Raw genomic sequence first — 17,771 nt, forward strand, 5'->3', positions numbered from 1 at the left:
TCGCTCAGGTCTACATCGGTGAAGGTGATTGTACCGCTGGCCGTGGTCGCACCCATCGCCTGCTCGGTGGCCGTGTCAGAGGTCGCACCTGTGATCTCGGGCGCGTCATTGGTGCCCTCGATGGTGATGGTGATGTCTTGTGTGGTGACAGTGTTGCCATCGTCGATGGTCACGGTGAACACCTGCACGATGCTCTCGGTCACTGCGAGGGCGTCAACCGCCGCCATATCGGTCGCGTTCAGCCCGCCAAAGGTCCAGCTGATTTCCCCCGGGCCAGACGAGCCAGCGGTCAGGAAACCAAGCGGGTCGCCCAGGGTCGCGCCAGTGCCGTCTTTCACCGTCGAGAGCACCCCGATGGTGTGTGTGTCGGTGGCATCATCGTCAGTAAAGTCGAACGTACCGGTGGTGCCAAAGCCTACGGGGTTATTCTCTGCCGCGGCATCCAAGGGCTGGTCCGCGCGCTCCTCCAGCGTTTTGGCCAGCTCCAGCTGGTCTGTGTCTACGACAGGGGCGTCGTTCACATCCGTCAGGTTAACGGTGTAGGTAAATTCTGTGGTGTTGCCCGCATCATCCGTGGCGATCAGGTTGACTGCGATGGCGGGGCCGTTTTCCTCAAGATCCAAGTATGCCGCGTCGGCAATCTCAAGCGTATTGCCATTGATGGCAAAGGCACCGCCGGGGTTGCCCTCGGAAGCGAAAGTATAGACCACCCCATCGGTGTTGTCGAAAGTCGCAAGTGTAGTGTCGTCGAGCGTTGTCTGCGGCAGACCGTCGGGGTTTTCGGCAAGGGTTTGTGCGCCTGTGCCATTCACTGGGTTCAGCATATCAAGGGATGTGGCCGTGGTGCGGCCGTTGTCTGCGTCCATCGTGTTGCCAAAGACATCCTTGGCGCCGGAGATAGTGGCCGTAATATCAGTTAGATCGTTGCCATTGTCGGCCACGCTATAGGTCACGTTGAGCGTGTTGCCGGACCATGCGCGGGTTGTTTCCGTCAGATCGGTTGTGTTCAGTGCGACAGTAACGGCAGACGGAGTCGTGGTGTCCATCAGCTCGGAGAAGGTGATTGCGAGCACAACACTTGTATCCGCATCAGAGATCACGTCGTCCGCGCCGTCTTCGCCCGTGATGGTCAGCGTGTCGATCGTGGGCTTGCCCACTTCGAGCGCATAGCTGTTGGCGGTGGCCGAGGCGGTGTTGCCGTCGGTATCCGTCACGGCAAGCGATGCGGTCAATGCGCCATCGCCCAGATCGGCCTTTTCGGCTGCGCTGAGCGTGACATTGCCATTGTCCGTGACAGATGCGGCCAGTGTGACCGAGCTGCCATCATCGGAGCTGATTGTCAGCGTGCCGGTGGCATCGTCGTCCAGACCCACAACGGAGACGACAATATCCTCGTTCTCGTTATAGGTCAGATCGGCATTGCCGCCTGTGAAGCTGACGGCCAGATCGCCGCCCAGATCTGCGGTGGTGTCGATGTCATCGGTCGAGGCGACTGTCACAGTCGCAAGTGCATTGCCGCCCGCGTCCTGACCGCCTGTGACCATGACCTGAATGTTGTCCAGCTCTGCATCGCTGTCGGCATCGACAGTGTATTGTACGGTAAAGGTGGTGGCCGTGGCCCAGCCGGCACTCTCGGGCAACTCGGAGAGCGTGGTGCCCGCAGGGGAGACCAGCGTCACAGTCGGCTCAAGGCCCTCGCCTTGGTTCATGTCCTCGCTAAAGGTCACGGTCAGCGTGACGGTGTTTTCGTCGTCGGCGTCCGTAATCACCGCATCACTAAACGAAACGGAAGAGACTGTTGGTGCGGTGCTATCCAGCGATGCAGCTGTCGCACCGAGGGCAAAAGTATCGCCCTGTGCATCGACGAAATTGATTGAACCACTTGCGGGGGCTCCGATAATTTCGGATACACCGCCCCCCAGATCGACAGACCAAGTGGCGGGGGTGCTGGGAAGCGCGGCAGGCGTGAAGGTAAAATCACCCGCCGTCAGATTCTGGTTCAGCGTGATGGTGTCGCCATCGCTCATGCCCCAAAAAACAGTGCCCAATCCGCCGCTGATGTAGGAGTCTGTATTGGATGTGCCGTTGATCCACGTAGCGGCACCGGTGCCAAAGCCGCCATATGTGCCCCCACCAATGACCAGACCGGTCATGTCAAGATTTGTGACACCGTCCGCTGGACCAGTGTAGTTTGGCGCCCCGGCTGTCGGGTTCACATAGACCGCAGGCCAGGTGTCATTGCTGGAAGTGGCGTCTCCCACTGTCAGCCCGTCGAAATCAAGCCCTGCCAGATCATTATAGCCTTGGATGAATACAAAGGTGCTATCGAACGTGCCTGTGACGGAGGTACTTTCAAATGTGATCGAACCCGATGCATTTTCGACAACATCGCCCGAGCCTGAATCGATATCTTCATAGCCTGCGATCTGGATGGCGTGGTCGGCCACGGTGCCCGTGCCCACAACGGTCACATCCTTAAAATCAACATTGCCGTTGAACTGGAACAGGGAGATTTCGCCGCTGCCACCGCCGCCGGTTGTGCCGTTGCCTGTTGTGTCCACACCGTCAAAATTGACCGACAGGAACGCGCCGCCGCCGTTGACCGAGATGCCTGCACTCCCAAAGCCTTCGGCCTCTACGTTTTGGATGTTCAGCACAACCGTCTGGGTGTCGGCATAATCGCCATCATAGCGGATGCCATGGGGGCGGCCCGTGCTCTCGGCCTTGTCGAAATCGATGCCGTCGATCGTCATCGTGGCGCCATCAGGCAGCTCGTTGATCAGGATCGACCCCGTTTTAACCACACCGCCGTCGGACTGGAGCGTGATGCCCGCGCTTACTGTCAAATCTTCCGTGTAGGTACCTGCCGAAACAGTGACGATATCGCCCGCGCTCGCAGCGTTGATGGCAGCCTGGATCGTGTTGAAGGTGGTTGCTGTTTCGATGGCGGTTGGGTCAACGGTGAAAGTAGGCATATGAATAAGCTCCTGAGTAAGCGTTCGGTGGCAATGATTGCCGATATGAGGTTGCGGTGAAGTCCTGTGTCAGACCCGGGCAAAATGCGCCGGTAGAGGGTTAGACATGCGCCAGCCCGCGCGGGCGCGCATGCACATACAGATCTTCGTGAAAGAATGACCGTTCTGGTCTGGTGTGCGCGAAATCTGCGCGCGTTTTTGAAAAGGGCAAAACAGGAATAGAAGTCCAAATAGCACTTGGGAAACGGAAAATTCTGATCATCTTTGCCCCCCTGAACGCACTGTCCCGAATAGAGAGAACCAGTAAAAAGACCGCGTTTTTTGAAAAATTATACGGTCTAAAACTAATGAACTACAGCGTTAACGATTTGTTAAGGATTAACCACTTACGCCTCCGTTAGGTCAACACAAAAACACAGGGAAGCCGAAATTGAATTTAAATATTTGATTATAAACACTATTTTTAAACTGTATCTATTGTGTCAAAATCAGGCCTATTGGTGTGAAAACCTCTACCAATGCGGGATTTTAAATTAATATTCTACTCTAGGTTGATATTGCGCATTAGATTCGAAAAATCCACGACCTGAGTGTTCGGCAATTTGAATTCTAAGCTGTCGTAATGAATTGTCGAATGGTGCTCTGAAATATGAGTCTACGAGACTATTTATAAATGGGGTTTATTGGCGCAGTTGAACCCGCATAGAACAGTTCATTCCATGTGCTGCGTATAAAACACGCCCGCAGGCGGGAGAGGCCTACGGGCGCTGTGGTGCAGGTGCTTCTGTTTTCAAGCCGAAGCTTTGCGCAATCAGACCTCGATTGCCACCAGACGCGAGAACTCTGTCAGCAGGTCCATACCATCCCAGATGTGGCCGAATTGGAGCGCTTGGCCGAAGGGCACGATGCGGTCGATGCGCGCGCCTGTATCGCGCACCAGTGCCTGCCAGTCGGCCCCGTCGATGCCATGGCTGATGATGGTCTGGCTGCGGATGTCCAGCAGGGGTGCGATGTCGGAGAGCTTCTCAAGGCGGGCCTCCCAGAACAGACCTTCGCCCACACACAGATCATCATCGGGCGCTTGGGCGCGGGTCATCTGGCCCACGCTGACCACATTGTCGGACAGGTGGCGTATTTCGGTCAGATCACCCTCAATGGCGGCAATGTGCTGGCTGACCAGCTTGTTGACGAAATTGACGGGTGCGATTTCGGGGGCAAAGCGTTCGGCGGCGGCGCGCACGGCGGGCCAGAAGCGTGCAGCAGCCGCGGCTGTTTGATCCGCATCGCCCAGCCAGAGCGCCAAGCGCGGCGAGGAACAAGCCATCTGCCCGAACCAATAGGCGTCATTGGCGAAATCGACACCCAGCTTTGTCAGGGCGTCCGCGTCCAGTGCTGCCACATGTGCGGCATCAAGGGCGGCCAGTGACCAGCGGTTGGGAAAGCTCACATCGCGGGCACGCGGGCTCAGCGGCAGGGAGCGGATTTCACGGACAGTTGTATCGCCGCCCCAGATCACCCGCAGATCGCAAATGTCTGACAGGGCTGCCGTAATCGTCTCGTCATGGGGGTAGCGTACGATCATCAGACGCGCACGCAGGGCGGCATGGGCAGGGTCCTGCAGCAGCGTGTTCAACACACCCACCAGCAGTTCGATCTGCGGCGAGACGCGGCTGGAGACCCGCACGATATTGCGGTTGCCTGTCAGGATCGCCAGCAGCGCGGAGTACAAAAAGATCGTGTCCACATTGCCGGGGGCGAAATGCAGGGCAATGCCGCGCGACATGGGCAGCGTGTTTTCCGGCCGTGTCGCATGATAGCGGGCGGCCAGATCCTGCAATGCCTTTGGTCGCATCCAATGCGCCAGCGAGATGATTTCGGGGAAAGCGCGTGCGCCTTGTGTCTTCATCAGCAGACGTGAAAACGCCCCGACAAAGGCCAGAACAGGCGCATTGAACGGCTCCCAATCGGGTGCGGTGCGCAGGGCGGTAATATCACCGCCTTGCGGCACCAGCACCTGAAGGGCTGCAAACGGATCATGTGTGCCTGCATCAGGCATAATGGCCTGCCTCCAGCGGGGTGCCCGCTTCGATATCCTGCGTGGCTGTTTTGCCCAATACATCCTCATAGTGGCGCGGGTGCAGACCGTTGGCAGGGCGGATAGAGCGCATGTTCTGCGGTGTGAACACCTCGCCCTTTTTCATTGCACTGGTCACATAAAGCGAGCGGCGGAAATCACGTGAGCGGACCTCGCCCTTGCTGGGTTCGAACGAGACAACACCCAGCGCGGATTCAGCGTCGCGTACGACGCGCACCATGTCGGCAAATTCATCAGGCTCCAGCGAGAAAGCTGAATCTGGCCCACCATCCGCGCGTGCCAGTGTGATATGTTTCTCGATCACTTTGGCACCAAGGGCTGTGGCCACCATCGGCAGGGTTGGCCCCATGGTGTGGTCCGACAGGCCGGGGATGACGTTAAAGCGCTCGGCAAACTCCACCATTGTGGCAAGGTTCGCCTCCTCCACTTTGGCAGGATAGGCGGCGGTGCATTTGAGCAGGCAGATGTCCTCACAGCCGTTTGCACGCAGCGTCTCCAAGGCTTCCTCGATCTCGGCCAGATTGCCCATACCCGTAGAAATCAAAACCGGCTTGCCGGTCTGGGCCACCCGCTTGATCAATGGAATATCAACCAGCTCGGAGGAGGCAATTTTATAAAAATCAACGCCGTGGTCCTCAAGGTAGTCAACAGCAGTGAAGTCAAACGGTGTGGACAAAAACTGCATGCCAAGCTCTTTTGCGCGGTCAAAGATCGGCTTGTGCCACTCCCACGGCAGCGATGCCTGCTCGAACAGCGAATACAAAGTCTCGCCTTCCCAGATGGTGCCAGTGACCTGGAATTCGGGGCGGTCGGATTTGATGGTGAGTGTATCTGGCGTGTAGGTTTGCAATTTGATCGCGTCTGCACCCGCCTTCGCCGCCACTTCGATGATTTCCAGCGCACGGTTCAGATCATGGTTATGATTTGCGGATACTTCGGCAATAATAAAGCACGGGTTGTCGCCGCCGATGTTGATGTCTGAAAAACGAGTAATGGCCAATGGACTAACCTCTATAAAGCTGCATGAAATGTTGATGACGTTTTAACAAGGCTGCGCAAAGGTGAACAGCCCCAAAGACAGAAGGCCAGAAATGCTGGCAAGCACTTCAAGCAAGGGTTAATATGCTTGACACCTTGATCGGATAACATTTTAAGCCGATCACATATGGGGCATTAAAAGTGTGCCTGCATGACACTGTTTCGGCCATAAAGGTCAGGTGTGATGGCAGTGTTTGCAGAAAGATGATCCCCTCATATTTTCATCTGACACATACAGGCCGTGTTTGGCTCGTGTGTGTTTGTATTTGTAAGGAAAGATATCCATGAGCCGTATTTTGAATGAATTTGATCAAAACCTGGTCGATCTAACTGGTAAAAGTATTTTGATTACTGGTGGCACCGGCTCGTTTGGCCAGAAATTTGTGCGCACAATTATCAACACATGGGACGTCAAGCGTCTGGTTGTGTTGTCACGTGACGAGCTTAAGCAGTACGAGATGGCTCATGACATGCGTCAGGAAATGAGCCCAGAGAATTTTGCCAAACTGCGCTTCTTTATCGGTGATGTCCGTGACGGGCCACGTGTTCACATGGCAATGCGCGGCATTGATTTTGTGGTCCACGCTGCTGCTCTCAAGCACGTACCGATTGCCGAATACAACCCGATGGAATGTATCAAGACAAACCTGCTGGGTGCCGAGAACATCATCGAAGCATCCATTGCGAACAATGTTGAAAAAGTGATCGCGCTGTCCACAGACAAAGCGTGTAACCCGATCAACCTGTATGGCGCGACCAAGCTGGCCTCGGACAAATCCTTTGTTGCGGCCAATAACCTGGTGGGCGAAGGCAAGACACGCTTCTCCGTTGTGCGCTATGGCAACGTCGTAGGCTCGCGCGGGTCGGTTGTGCCTTTCTTCCGCAACATCGCAGAGAACGGCAAAGAGATCCCGATCACGGATGCACGCATGACGCGCTTCTGGATCACGCTGCAGCAGGGTGTGAACTTTGTTCTGTCCAACTTCGAGATGATGCAGGGTGGCGAAGTCTTTGTGCCAAAGATTCCGTCAACGAAGATCACCGATCTGGCCACAGTCATTGCACCCCAGCTGCCAACCCGTGAAATCGGTATTCGTCCCGGCGAGAAGCTGCACGAGATGATGATCTCCGAAGATGATGCTTATGTCACTGTTGATCTGGGTGACCGCTATGCGATCGAGCCTGCCTTTGCGGAATATCCCCGCAAGACACTGGCCGAGGTCTACAATGCGACACCTGTCGAAGACCGTTTCTCGTATTCTTCGGGCACCAATGACTGGTGGCTGGACAATGAAGAAATGGCCAAGATGCTCAACGTAGCAGGCGTCTGATACGCATAAGATGGTTGCCGCACCCCGACAGGTCGTCTTTCGCACTGATGCCGGCCAAAGGATTGGCACCGGACATGTGATGCGTTGCCTGTCGATTGCGGACCGTCTGGTCGCGGTGGCAGCCCAAAGCAACGAGACCTTGCAGGTGCACTTTATCTGCAAGGCTCATGTCGGCCATATGGCTGACCAAATCGCAGCGCGGGGCCATGCGTGCACACTTTTGCCGGTTACGCCCGAATGGGCAGGTGATGGATATCTGGCATGGCTTGGCGGACCGGTGGATGCCGATGCCAAGCTGACCTGTGAGGCAATTGCAAAAGCGGGCGGTGCTGATTTGCTGGTCGTAGATCACTATGCGCTGGATGCGACATGGCAGCGGCTCATCCGCAGCGCTGTAGCGCATATTGCAGTGATCGATGATCTGCCAAAACGTGCCCACGACTGTGACATTCTCATTGACCAGAACATTGGTCATACGGCTGATCTTTATGACGGGCGTGTACCGGAGGGTGTCCCTGTCCTGGCGGGTGCGAATTTTGCGCCAGTCCGCGGTGCGTTTGCAGAATTGCGCACCGCCTCTTTGGCACGGCGTGCCGAAGTTGATATTCCACAGGTTCTTCTGGTGTCTTTGGGGGGGGCTGATCCTGATGATGTAACATCGGCTGTCTTGCGAGCGTTGCGTGCGCCGCTGATGTTCAAGGAGGTGCATGTGGTGCTCTCGGGCATCGCGCGACACCTTGATGCAGTACGCTCCGAGGTGGCACACCACGACAATGTCACGCTGCACATAGACACAAGAGACATGCCCGCGCTGATGGCACAGGCCGACCTGTCGATCGGTGCGGCAGGTGTGACGGCGATTGAGCGCTGTGTGCTGGGCTTGCCTACGCTAATGGTGGTGGTGGCAGATAACCAGATCGAGACAGCAAACCGCATGGCCGGACTGGGCGCTGTGCAATTGCTGGGAAATACGGCGCAGATCACAGCAGACAGTGTATATGATGCGCTATGCGCGTTTATGTCCCATACGCCTCAAGACGGCGTTAAGGGAGGGGGCACAAGCCCTTTACGCGCCATGAGCAGTGCTGCCGCCACGCTGTGTGACGGTCAGGGGCTGGACCGCATTGCCCCTGCATTACTTGAAATTATGTCCTCTGACAGGGACGCCCAAAAGACATTTGAACAGGAGTAATCCCATGCTTGCATACGGCCGCCAATCAATTGACCAAGACGACATCGACGAGGTCGTACGCGTCCTCAAGGGTGATTTTCTAACAACGGGACCTGAAGTTCCAAAGTTCGAAGAGGCATTTTGCGCCTATACGGGTGCTGCCCATGCGCTGGCGTGTTCGAACGGAACCGCCGCATTGCACATGATCGGCATGGCCATTGGCCTCAAAGAAGGCGATCAGGTGATTGTGCCTTCCCTCTCGTTTGTGGCAACGGCCAACGGGCCGCATTACTGCGGTGCCGAAGTGGTTTTTGCCGATGTAGACCCTGATACGGGCCTGATGACGCCTGACACGCTCAAAGAAGCGATGACACGTGCCGATGCAGACCGTCTTAAAGCGGTATTTGTGGTACATCTGAATGGCTCGCTTGTGGATCTGCAAGGCATCGCCGCGCTGACCAAAGCGGCCGGTGTGACATTGATTGAGGATGCCTGCCACTCGCTGGGATCGACCTATCCCACAGGCAAGGGCACAGGCAGCATCGGCGATTGCGCCCTGTCGGATTTTTGCAGCTTCTCGTTCCACCCTGTAAAAACCATCACGTCTGGTGAAGGGGGTATGATTACCTGCCGCGATCCCGAAATGGCAGCAAAACTGGCCCTGTTGCGCAACCATGGACTGGAGCGCGATCACACCCTGTTCACCGATGCCGACATCGGGTTTGAGGCAGGCTCCGGGGAGGCAAACCCATGGGCTTATGAGCTACAACTGCTGGGGTATAACTACCGATTGACCGATTTTCAGGCGGCGTTGGGACGCTCCCAGCTGTCCAAGATGACCCGCTTTGGCCCCCAGCGCAAAAAGCTGGTGGCGGCCTACATCAGCAAAATGGCAGGCATGGAACATCTGGTTACACCCGCCCCCAACAGCGGCAATGACGATGTGGTCCAGCACCTCATGGTCGGGCGCATCGACTTTGCGGCACGTGGGAAAACACGGCGTCAGGTTATGATGGAGTTGCGCGATCTGGGCGTTGGCACACAGGTCCACTACATCCCGATCCACCGCCAGCCCTACTATGCCAAGCTGAACCCAGGCCTGACTCTCAAAGGGGCTGAAGCCTACTATGCGGGGTGTCTGTCATTGCCACTGTACCCCGACATGGTCGAGGCGGATGTAGATACTGTTGTGTCGGCACTGAAAACAGTATTGGGCGGCTAACAGCCCGCTTAATTTGCTACTTCTATCCAAGCCCCCCCCGACGCGGCCAGCGTGTCGGGGGGGTCTTTTTATTTTTATAGACCAGAGATTATTCTGCTGCTGTCGCGAGCCCTTTGCCAGTCTTGCGGTCTTTCACCGCCTGCTTGAGCCGTGGCACTGTTTTTGTGACTGCGTTCTTGATCAGTTGTTTTTGCGGCATGGCAAAACTACCGTCCTGATCGCCACTGATCACTGTGCAGTTGGAGGTGTTGATGTCACCATCCTTGGAATTTGCAGCAAGGCGGATCGCATTGCCGTAATTGGAGAAGTTAAGCACCCAACACGGCGTACCCACCGCGCCTGCCATCTCAAGCGGCAGCGTCGAGATGCCGATCACAACATCCAGATTGGCAACAAAAGCTGCGATGTTCTCGAAGTCGTCATATAGATCAAGATCATCATAAATGGTGACGCCCATCCGGTTACAGGCGTTTTCTTCTTCCGCTTCGATCTGTGGTTGCAGCGAGACGAAGTGACAATCCAGTCGTGTCAGCGGCGCAAAGTCGCGCACGTCCATATAGTGCATTCTGCGCTTCTTGAGCATCAGACCGCTGCGCCACAACAGCCCTACCTTGAGCTTGCCACCGGCATCGGCATCAAGGGTTTCACGCCATTCGGCGGACAGGGCTGCATCCGGTTTGAGGTAGGCACCTGTGTGCGGCTCGGTGGGGCCTTCTGCCCCATCGCGGCCCCAAACGTGATAGGCCACCTCTTCGGGGAACATGATCCGGTCAGCCTCGGAGAGGCGGAACAGGAAGGGTGCAGAAAGCTTTCCGGCAAGCGAGATTTGTTTGACCTCTTCACGTGCCTGACGCGCGCGCCATGGCACCGAGGGCCAGCGCCGTGCAACAGCCGTAAACTCATATTTAGGGAAAGACCGTGAAAAAATCGGCACAAGGCGCGGATCACACGAAACCTGTACCTTGTTAAAATGCTTGCCCAACTCGTCATAGTAGCGTGCCCAGCGGATCTCGTCGCCGACCCCGTCTTGATCGATCACGCAAACTGTGCCTGATTTTTTCTTGGGCAGTACATCATCCGCCAGAGCGCGGTAGGCTTCGGGGAAATGTTTGCCCAAGAAACGGTTGGGTGCCTGATTGTTGCGCAGGGCATAGGCATCGCGGAACTGATTACGCAGCAGGTTGAGATAGAATGTCTCGTGATCGTAATAACGTGCACGCCCGTCGGGGAAGTGATCTTTGAATTTGGGCACAAAGTCATTGCGCACGGCGATCAGTTCTTCCATTTCTTTCAGGCTGCCGGGTTTTGTGGCCAGCACGGTAAAGAGTGCGTTGTAGTGTTCAGGATTGGACGGATCTAATTCGATCGCCTGACGAAATGCTTTTTCGGCCAGCACAAAATCGGATTTGCCAACCGCAGTCACACCTTTGCCGTACCATCCACGGGCACTAAACGGAAACTGGGCGATAATCGCATCCGAGAATGCCTGAATGTCTTGTTCGCTCTCAAAGACCAGCGCATCGTTCAGTATTGAGATGGCCTTATCCAGCGTCGCTGTGGTCAGGGTTTTCAGCTGATCACGCTCTGTGGCAATAAAATTTTCGATGGCTGACTTAACAGCAGCAATCCCGGGCCATTCGTCGTCGCTTTGCAGACTGGCAAAAAAGCCGATACCGGCCGCAGGCATGCGCGTCTTTTCCAGCCGCTCGGCAAGCGCTTCACATGCGGTATTGAAACTTTCCGCATTCCCCAAGGTCCAGTGATGGCGGCACTGCCGCCACATCAGGCTAATGCCGTTCTGGAACTTACCCAGTGAAATCGCATACAGCAGCTCGGAGGAACTGGGTCGGTTGGCTTCATAGAGGAAATCAAGATAACGTTCCGCCACCGAGATATGGTGGTTGGGATTGGCGATAAGCTGTGAGTAAATGCGCCCCGCCTCCTGAGGCTGTGCATCCAGCGCGAGAAGCTCTGCGTAGGCCAGCTTGGTCTCGATTGAATGTGGAAACGCCTCTACCAGCTCTTCGGCAATATGCAGTGATTGATCGAGCTTTCCCGTAAAGCGCAGATAGCGCAGCCGCTCAAGATCAAGCTTGCGGCGTGCTTCACCAGACAAGTCGAGCCGGTTGATGCTGTCCAAAAGCTGCAATGCAACGTCAAATTGTGCCACACGCGCGTATTGCGTCGCTGCAAAGCGGGTATGCTTGTGCGTGCGCTGGTCTTCGGGGATGTGATCAATACACCGCAGAGCTCTTTCGACATTGCCGTATTTGGCAAAAGCCCGTGCAAGAGAGAAGAGATCCAGACCGCTCTGGTCTTCTTCGACAGGGAGGTCGGTTAAGGTACGTCCGGACCGCTCGAAGAGTGTTATTAACTGGGCATCGGATTTAGCAGGCGCCGCCTGCACTGCCGGCTTTGGAGAGGCTTTGACAGGGTCCTTTCCACTCGGCTTAGGTACTGATTTAAGGGGTGTATTGGGCCCTTGGACCGGCCCGCTTACCGGCGCTTCACTTGGCCCATTAACAACCGGAGCTTTATTTGGAGCGCTCTGTGGTGCATCGGATTTGGGGTCCTGAGCAGTCGGGGCGATGTCTGCTCCGGCGCGTTCGATAAATCCTACCAAAGCACCGGGTAACTTACCCTTTATCGCTTCTTTTTTTTCTTGTCCGATGCGGGCTTTTAAACTTGAAATTAGGGACATTTTTTATAAAGGCCTCTCATAAATAATACGGCGCTAAAATTGGGTGTGGAAAAATTTCCAGCCTTCTTTTGATTAGGACTGCATTATAACCTAACCAATTACCGATAGCGCATAAATAATTGACATGTACGCTATGCTACTTGCAAGCAGTCCCATTCAGTGCGTGTCTAAGCAAAGGTTAAGAGGCGGTCAAGTCAGCCAGCGTTGGTCAAAGCAGCCGTTGAAGAGGGATTGTAATCTGACCGTCTGCGCCGCATAAAAACGCCATTAGACGTATTTTATTTATGAGATTTCCATGACCATTCAAAATGATGCGGTTGGGGATAAAACAAGCTCTATGACCGCTCGCTCCCTTCTCGGCGATCCACACCCGCTTAACGGCTGGATCAAAACCGTCACTCTGGGACAAGATCATGCTGGTTTGAACACCACTTTGCTTGAAACAGCTGATTCCCCTTCAAAACTGCTGCTGATCTGGCGCAGCGCGGGTGGCCATTGGCCTTGGGAAGGGTCCGAGTTGCGGATGGCTGTCTCGGAAGATATGGGCGCCTCGTTTCAGCAAGAGCGCAGCATCTATGTGGATCCGGAGTGGGACACACGTAATTTTGCAACCTGTCGGATGGCGCAGGGCCGCTTGGGCATCTTGTGCACACGGTTCCGGCTGCGCCCCAAGGTGGGTATCGAAGTCCATGCCCCGCTGTTTATATTCTCTGACGATAACGGCCTCACATGGGAGCACCGCGATCTGCCCCTGCCTCCCCGCGAGGGCACACATGTGAATTTCCATGGCAACATACTGGACTGGCCTGCCGCAGTTGGCGGCGCCGAGAGTGGCGGTTTTGCCGCATTTTCCTACAGCACACCGCACAAGGTGATCGACGGCCTTTATACCCGCGACAACGGCGACACGTGGGAATGGCGCATAGACAGGTGCCACTCAAGCGAATTTGCGCCGCATCTGAACGAGATGTGGGCAGAGCGTCTGGGCGACAGGATGCAGTGGATGATGGTGTCACGTCCTGTCACAGCAGATAGCAGTGCAAATGCCGCAGTGCTGTTTTCTGATGATCTGGTGACGTGGGACGGCCCCTATGACAGCGGCCTTGTCCTGTCGGCGAACGCGCCCTGTCTGGTGACCGATGCCGAGACGGATATGGCATATCTCTATACGGTCTCGCGTCAGGACCGAAACCGTGAGTTACCTGCGGATGGCCAGATCGCACGGGGCAACCGAATGGTTGTGGCACAGGCACCGATGGCGCCGCTGATCCGTACCAAAGGGCGGTTTGCCGATTTTGGCACGTGGCGCGAAGTCACCACTCTGCCCGAAGCAGCGATCGGATATATTTTCCCGCGCAAGGTCGAAGGCCGCTGGATGGCTGCGGTAAATTGCGGTGAAACACCCCCTGTTGCCACACGCGATAACAAGCGTACCTTTCTGGCATTGATCACCCCTCAGGCACCCGTGATTGTCGATGCGCCATCGTGGCGTTCGGCCATGCCCCAGATGTCTGTGATTGATAATGGCACCATGACCCTTTGGCAGCGCGGCACTGATTTCGAACTTGAGGGGCCTGCGGTCACAGCAGACCGTTGGCAGGTTCGTATCCCCGTGGGCGACCGCGCCACCGCTGCGCGTACCGCCATGCATCACCCCAAAAACATCAACCAGTTCGGTCTGTCATGTGCGGCACAAGCCCCGTCTGGCACAGGGGCGCACCGTATTGTGCAGCGGATTGCAGATGTCGCAACCGGCGCAGGCGAGCGGGTCACGCTCACGATGCGTGCGCAGGCCTTTGAAGCGGGTCCCAAGCGGCTCGCGACGATCTTGCTGCGTCAGGATTTCGGGGCTGGTGGTCCTGATCCTGTCACCGTCAAACTGGCCGAGGATGTCACGCTCACCAATCAGCCGCTGGCCTATAGCTACGTCGGGGCGCTGCCGTCCGTATTGGGCAAGGCGCAGGGACACGGTGCCGCACTTGAGCTGATTTTGGAGATCCGCAGGACCGATGAAACAGAGCCCTATCATCATGTGTATGGTGATATTGGCCTCATCATCTGGCCCGTACCCGCCCCGGTTTTGCGCGGCGATGCCCATCAGGAGGCCCTCCGATGTGCGAAATATTACCAGCGCCATGATGTATTGTTGTCGCCTCAAGACCCCGCAGGCTTTTTGACAGCCGATGTTACCTTTTCTGAAATGGCGCAAGATCCTGTGCTGACCTTGTTGCAGGAGCCCGCTGCCCCTGCACAGCTCGAAGTGAGTGCGTTGACACGCAACCATGCGCGACTTGCGCTGCGCACAGGTCCCACCACCCGCGCGGAATCTGTTACATTGATGTTGGATGCCGAAAGCCTCTACCCCGCCCCTAAAGAGGGTGAAACGGCCCGCCCTGACTGTCCCGATGCGACAGCTTTCAGAATTGTATCAGGCACTGGCCCTGCATGGTTAACTGCGGATGTCTGTACTGCCCGCAACTGGACCAAAGATGCAACGCCTTTGGCCGCCCGTAGCCAGACCGAAGACCGTTTGCGTCTTGCCCGGATCGAAAGACAGCTTCTGGACAGTTTACTTGCAGGCGAAGCACCATCTGAAGCACTTGTTACGGAACGCAAAACAGTTCTTGAAGCAATTACAAAAAATTAAAGCATATCCACCCCCGTCTATCTCGTCCCGAAGGTTATCTTATCATGAGTGATACGCAGAATATTCTAGTCATGCAGAGCCGTACGGGATCATCGCGATTGCCTGGCAAGGCGCTGTTGCCAATCCACGGTGTGCCGATGATTGTTGTCGCGGCCAAGCGCGCGGCCTCAAAAGGCAGGCCCTTTATTCTGGCCACATCGCAGGACCCCAGCGACGATGCGCTGGCCCAGATTGCGCTGGCGCATGATATCCGCTGTGTGCGTGGACCGCTCGATGATGTTCTGGCGCGTTTCATCCTTGCCACCCGTGATGCGGCAGATGATGCGATTGTGACACGCCTGACGGGTGACAACCCTATCCCCGACGGCGCTTTCATTGATGAGATCGAGGCGGATTTCCTGGCCCGTGGGCTCGATTATATCAGCTCCAATGATGCAGGCTCTGGTCTGCCTTACGGGCTAAGCATCGAGATGACCCGGCTGGCGCATCTGCGCCATGCAGACCAAACAGTCACCACAGCCTATGACCGCGAGCATGTAACGCCTGCTGTGGTACGCCGTTTCGGGCACAGCAGCTTTAACCGCTACGCGGAACTGGGCCAGACCGCCTGTCGTGCGACGGTGGATTGTCTGGATGACTATCTCTCCATTCTCAAGGTTTTTCCCGATGACATCAGTCCTTTGGAAGTGCCGTGGATAGACCTTGTGCACAGGATTGATCACGGCCTGTACCAACCCACAGGCAGGCCAGTGCCCGAACTGGTTTTGGGCACGGCACAGTTGGGCATGCCTTATGGCATCGCCAACAAGACCAGCCTGTCGGACGCAGAGCGCAAGGCGATCATCAAGACTGCCATCGGCAATGGTGTTACCTGTCTGGATACCGCACAGGCCTACGGCAACAGCGAAGAGGTGATTGCTGCCACGCTTGCTACGGGGTGGGCGGGACGTGCCCGTGTGCTGACCAAACTATTGCCTTTGGCGGATATCCCCGATGATGCCCCTGCCATGGTGGCGGCACAAGCGGCCGAAATCAGTGTGCTGGCCTCCTGTGTCGCGCTCAAGCAAAACCGGATCGATACGCTGATGCTTCACCGTGCAGCCCATTTGACCGCTTGGGACGGGGCTGTTTGGAGCCGCCTCACAGAGATGGTGGAGGCGGGGCGTATCGGACAGCTGGGTGTCTCGGTCGGATCTCCTACGGAGCTGGCGCAGGCACTGGATCAGCCGCAGGTGGCCCATGTGCAACTGCCGTTCAACATTATGGATCACCGCTGGCAGGATATGCTGCCGCGAATCCGGCAGGCCCGTGCCACCCGTGGCCTGACCGTTCATGTGCGCAGCGCCTTGCTGCAAGGGCTGCTCACGAGCAGTGATGCCGCTTTGTGGGCCCGCGCCAATGTTTCTGATGCCGCCTCTGTCCATCGCTGGTTGGCAGAGGCCACCCGCGCCCAAGGCAGGCGCGATGTCGTCGATCTGGCACTGGCCTATGTGCGCGGACAAGACTGGATTGACGGTGTGGTGACAGGCATCGATTCCGAGGCCCAACTTCACGATACCTTGAGCCTGTTCCGGCGGCCCCCGCTGGATGCAAAAGTCATCGCCGCACTGGATGCCAGCCGTCCCACATTATCCCACGACACGCTTGACCCTGCGCGTTGGAAAACGGAGCCTTCGACATGAATGCAACATCCCCCTTTGACCTTAGCGGACGCTCCGTCCTTGTGACGGGTGCCACCGGATACCTTGGTCAGGAAATGGCCAGAGCCTTGGCACGCTCTGGCGCCCATGTTCTGGTCAACGGCCGCGATAAAGCACGCTGCGCCGCATTGGCCGACACCCTGAAGGCTGAAGGCCTGACTGCGCAGGAGGCGGCCTTTGACATTCGTGACGACGATGAGGTCGATACCTTCTTTACCAATTTTGACGCGTCTCCGCTGGCCTGCTTGATCAACAATGCCTACGCAGGCGGGGGTGGCACTATCCAGACCGCATCTCTGGACGCCTTCAGAACCAGCTATGACGTTGCCGTTGTCTCGGCCCAGCGGCTTATCATGGCCGCCTTGCCGCACCTCAAAGCAACCGTCGCGAAATTCGGCGATGCCAGCATCATCAACCTTGCTTCAATGTATGGTTTGGTCAGCCCCGATCCGCGCAACTATGCCACTCCCGAAGGCACTAACCCCCCGTTTTACGGCGCGGCCAAGGCGGCATTGGTGCAATATACCCGCTATGCCGCGTGTGAATTGGGTGGAGATGGCATTCGCGTCAACGCACTGGCACCCGGACCTTTCCCCCAGACAAATGTCCAGCGCGACGCGCCTGAATTTGTGGCACAACTGGCCCAGAAAACGCCGTTAGGGCGGGTGGGAAAAGCCCATGAAATCGGGGGGCCTGTTGTCTTTCTTGCCTCGCCTGCGTCTTCGTTTGTGACAGGCAGCACATTACGTGCCGACGGGGGCTGGACCGCGTGGTAGCCAGACATTTTTAGCGGTGGTTAGAGGTTTTGGGCCTAGGCACTTAGGCCTTTGAGCCTGTCACACTCCTTTGCAAACAGCTCTTTGCGCATAAGCTTTTTATACAAAGTTCTTA

At 56.5% G+C, this 17,771-nt stretch carries 10 protein-coding genes; 6 read left to right on the forward strand and 4 right to left on the reverse strand.

Annotated features, from left to right (window positions below):
• From Q0775_RS18620 to pseI, 3 genes are all read right to left on the reverse strand, one after another.
• A partial coding sequence (locus tag Q0775_RS18620; RefSeq protein ID WP_298864680.1) for a VCBS domain-containing protein occupies positions 1 to 2,975 on the reverse strand: 2,975 nt, incomplete at its 3' end.
• Positions 2,976 to 3,786: 811 nt separating this feature from the next.
• A complete protein-coding gene (locus tag Q0775_RS18625) occupies positions 3,787 to 5,031 on the reverse strand; it encodes an acyl-CoA reductase (RefSeq protein WP_298864682.1) in 1,245 nt (414 codons plus the stop codon).
• A complete protein-coding gene (pseI, locus tag Q0775_RS18630; protein WP_298864685.1) occupies positions 5,024 to 6,070 on the reverse strand; it encodes a pseudaminic acid synthase in 1,047 nt (348 codons plus the stop codon). The genes Q0775_RS18625 and pseI overlap by 8 nt, the downstream gene beginning before the upstream one ends.
• Positions 6,071 to 6,392: 322 nt before the next feature.
• Between pseI and pseB the strand changes: the two genes are divergently transcribed.
• Genes pseB through pseC form a run of 3 tightly spaced genes read left to right on the forward strand, consistent with a single transcriptional unit; the run spans position 6,393 to position 9,832 of the window.
• Complete coding sequence (pseB, locus tag Q0775_RS18635) at positions 6,393 to 7,439, forward strand: UDP-N-acetylglucosamine 4,6-dehydratase (inverting) (protein WP_298864688.1); 1,047 nt, start codon at positions 6,393 to 6,395, stop codon at positions 7,437 to 7,439.
• A 10-nt stretch (positions 7,440 to 7,449) separates the two neighbouring features.
• On the forward strand, positions 7,450 to 8,631 hold the full coding sequence (gene pseG / locus Q0775_RS18640) for a UDP-2,4-diacetamido-2,4,6-trideoxy-beta-L-altropyranose hydrolase (RefSeq protein WP_298864691.1): 1,182 nt from the start codon (positions 7,450 to 7,452) through the stop codon (positions 8,629 to 8,631).
• Positions 8,632 to 8,635: 4 nt separating this feature from the next.
• Positions 8,636 to 9,832 carry a UDP-4-amino-4,6-dideoxy-N-acetyl-beta-L-altrosamine transaminase gene (pseC, locus tag Q0775_RS18645; protein WP_298864694.1) on the forward strand — a complete coding sequence of 399 codons (1,197 nt, stop codon included), beginning with the start codon at positions 8,636 to 8,638 and terminating at the stop codon, positions 9,830 to 9,832.
• Between the two features lie 88 nt (positions 9,833 to 9,920).
• Here pseC and Q0775_RS18650 read toward each other — a convergent pair whose 3' ends face one another.
• Positions 9,921 to 12,239 carry a tetratricopeptide repeat protein gene (locus tag Q0775_RS18650; RefSeq protein ID WP_298864697.1) on the reverse strand — a complete coding sequence of 773 codons (2,319 nt, stop codon included), beginning with the start codon at positions 12,237 to 12,239 and terminating at the stop codon, positions 9,921 to 9,923.
• Between the two features lie 589 nt (positions 12,240 to 12,828).
• Here Q0775_RS18650 and Q0775_RS18655 point away from each other — a divergent pair.
• From Q0775_RS18655 to Q0775_RS18665, 3 genes are read left to right on the forward strand one after another with little or no spacing between them, the layout of a single operon-like run.
• Positions 12,829 to 15,180: a sialidase family protein gene (locus tag Q0775_RS18655; protein WP_298864700.1), complete on the forward strand. Its 2,352-nt coding sequence runs from the start codon at positions 12,829 to 12,831 to the stop codon at positions 15,178 to 15,180.
• Between the two features lie 44 nt (positions 15,181 to 15,224).
• The gene (locus tag Q0775_RS18660) at positions 15,225 to 16,862 is read left to right on the forward strand and encodes an aldo/keto reductase (RefSeq protein WP_298864703.1); all 1,638 of its coding nucleotides are present in this window, start codon (positions 15,225 to 15,227) and stop codon (positions 16,860 to 16,862) included.
• Positions 16,859 to 17,656, forward strand: coding sequence for an SDR family oxidoreductase (locus Q0775_RS18665; protein WP_298864706.1), 798 nt, complete (start codon positions 16,859 to 16,861; stop codon positions 17,654 to 17,656). Before Q0775_RS18660 ends, Q0775_RS18665 begins: the two co-directional genes overlap by 4 nt.
• Positions 17,657 to 17,771: the final 115 nt, after the last annotated feature.

It is taken from the genome of uncultured Sulfitobacter sp. (genome assembly GCF_947499945.1).
Lineage (GTDB): Bacteria > Pseudomonadota > Alphaproteobacteria > Rhodobacterales > Rhodobacteraceae > Sulfitobacter.

Bases quoted from the DNA above. Each gene is read 5' to 3' on its own strand.
- pseG (WP_298864691.1), top strand. From the start codon at position 7,450: ATGGTTGCCGCACCCCGACAGGTCGTCTTTCGCACTGATGCCGGCCAA.
- pseC (WP_298864694.1), top strand. From the start codon at position 8,636: ATGCTTGCATACGGCCGCCAATCAATTGACCAAGACGACATCGACGAG.
- pseB (WP_298864688.1), top strand. From the start codon at position 6,393: ATGAGCCGTATTTTGAATGAATTTGATCAAAACCTGGTCGATCTAACT.
- Q0775_RS18625 (WP_298864682.1), bottom strand. From the start codon at position 5,031: ATGCCTGATGCAGGCACACATGATCCGTTTGCAGCCCTTCAGGTGCTG.
- Q0775_RS18665 (WP_298864706.1), top strand. From the start codon at position 16,859: ATGAATGCAACATCCCCCTTTGACCTTAGCGGACGCTCCGTCCTTGTG.
- Q0775_RS18655 (WP_298864700.1), top strand. From the start codon at position 12,829: ATGACCATTCAAAATGATGCGGTTGGGGATAAAACAAGCTCTATGACC.
- Q0775_RS18660 (WP_298864703.1), top strand. From the start codon at position 15,225: ATGAGTGATACGCAGAATATTCTAGTCATGCAGAGCCGTACGGGATCA.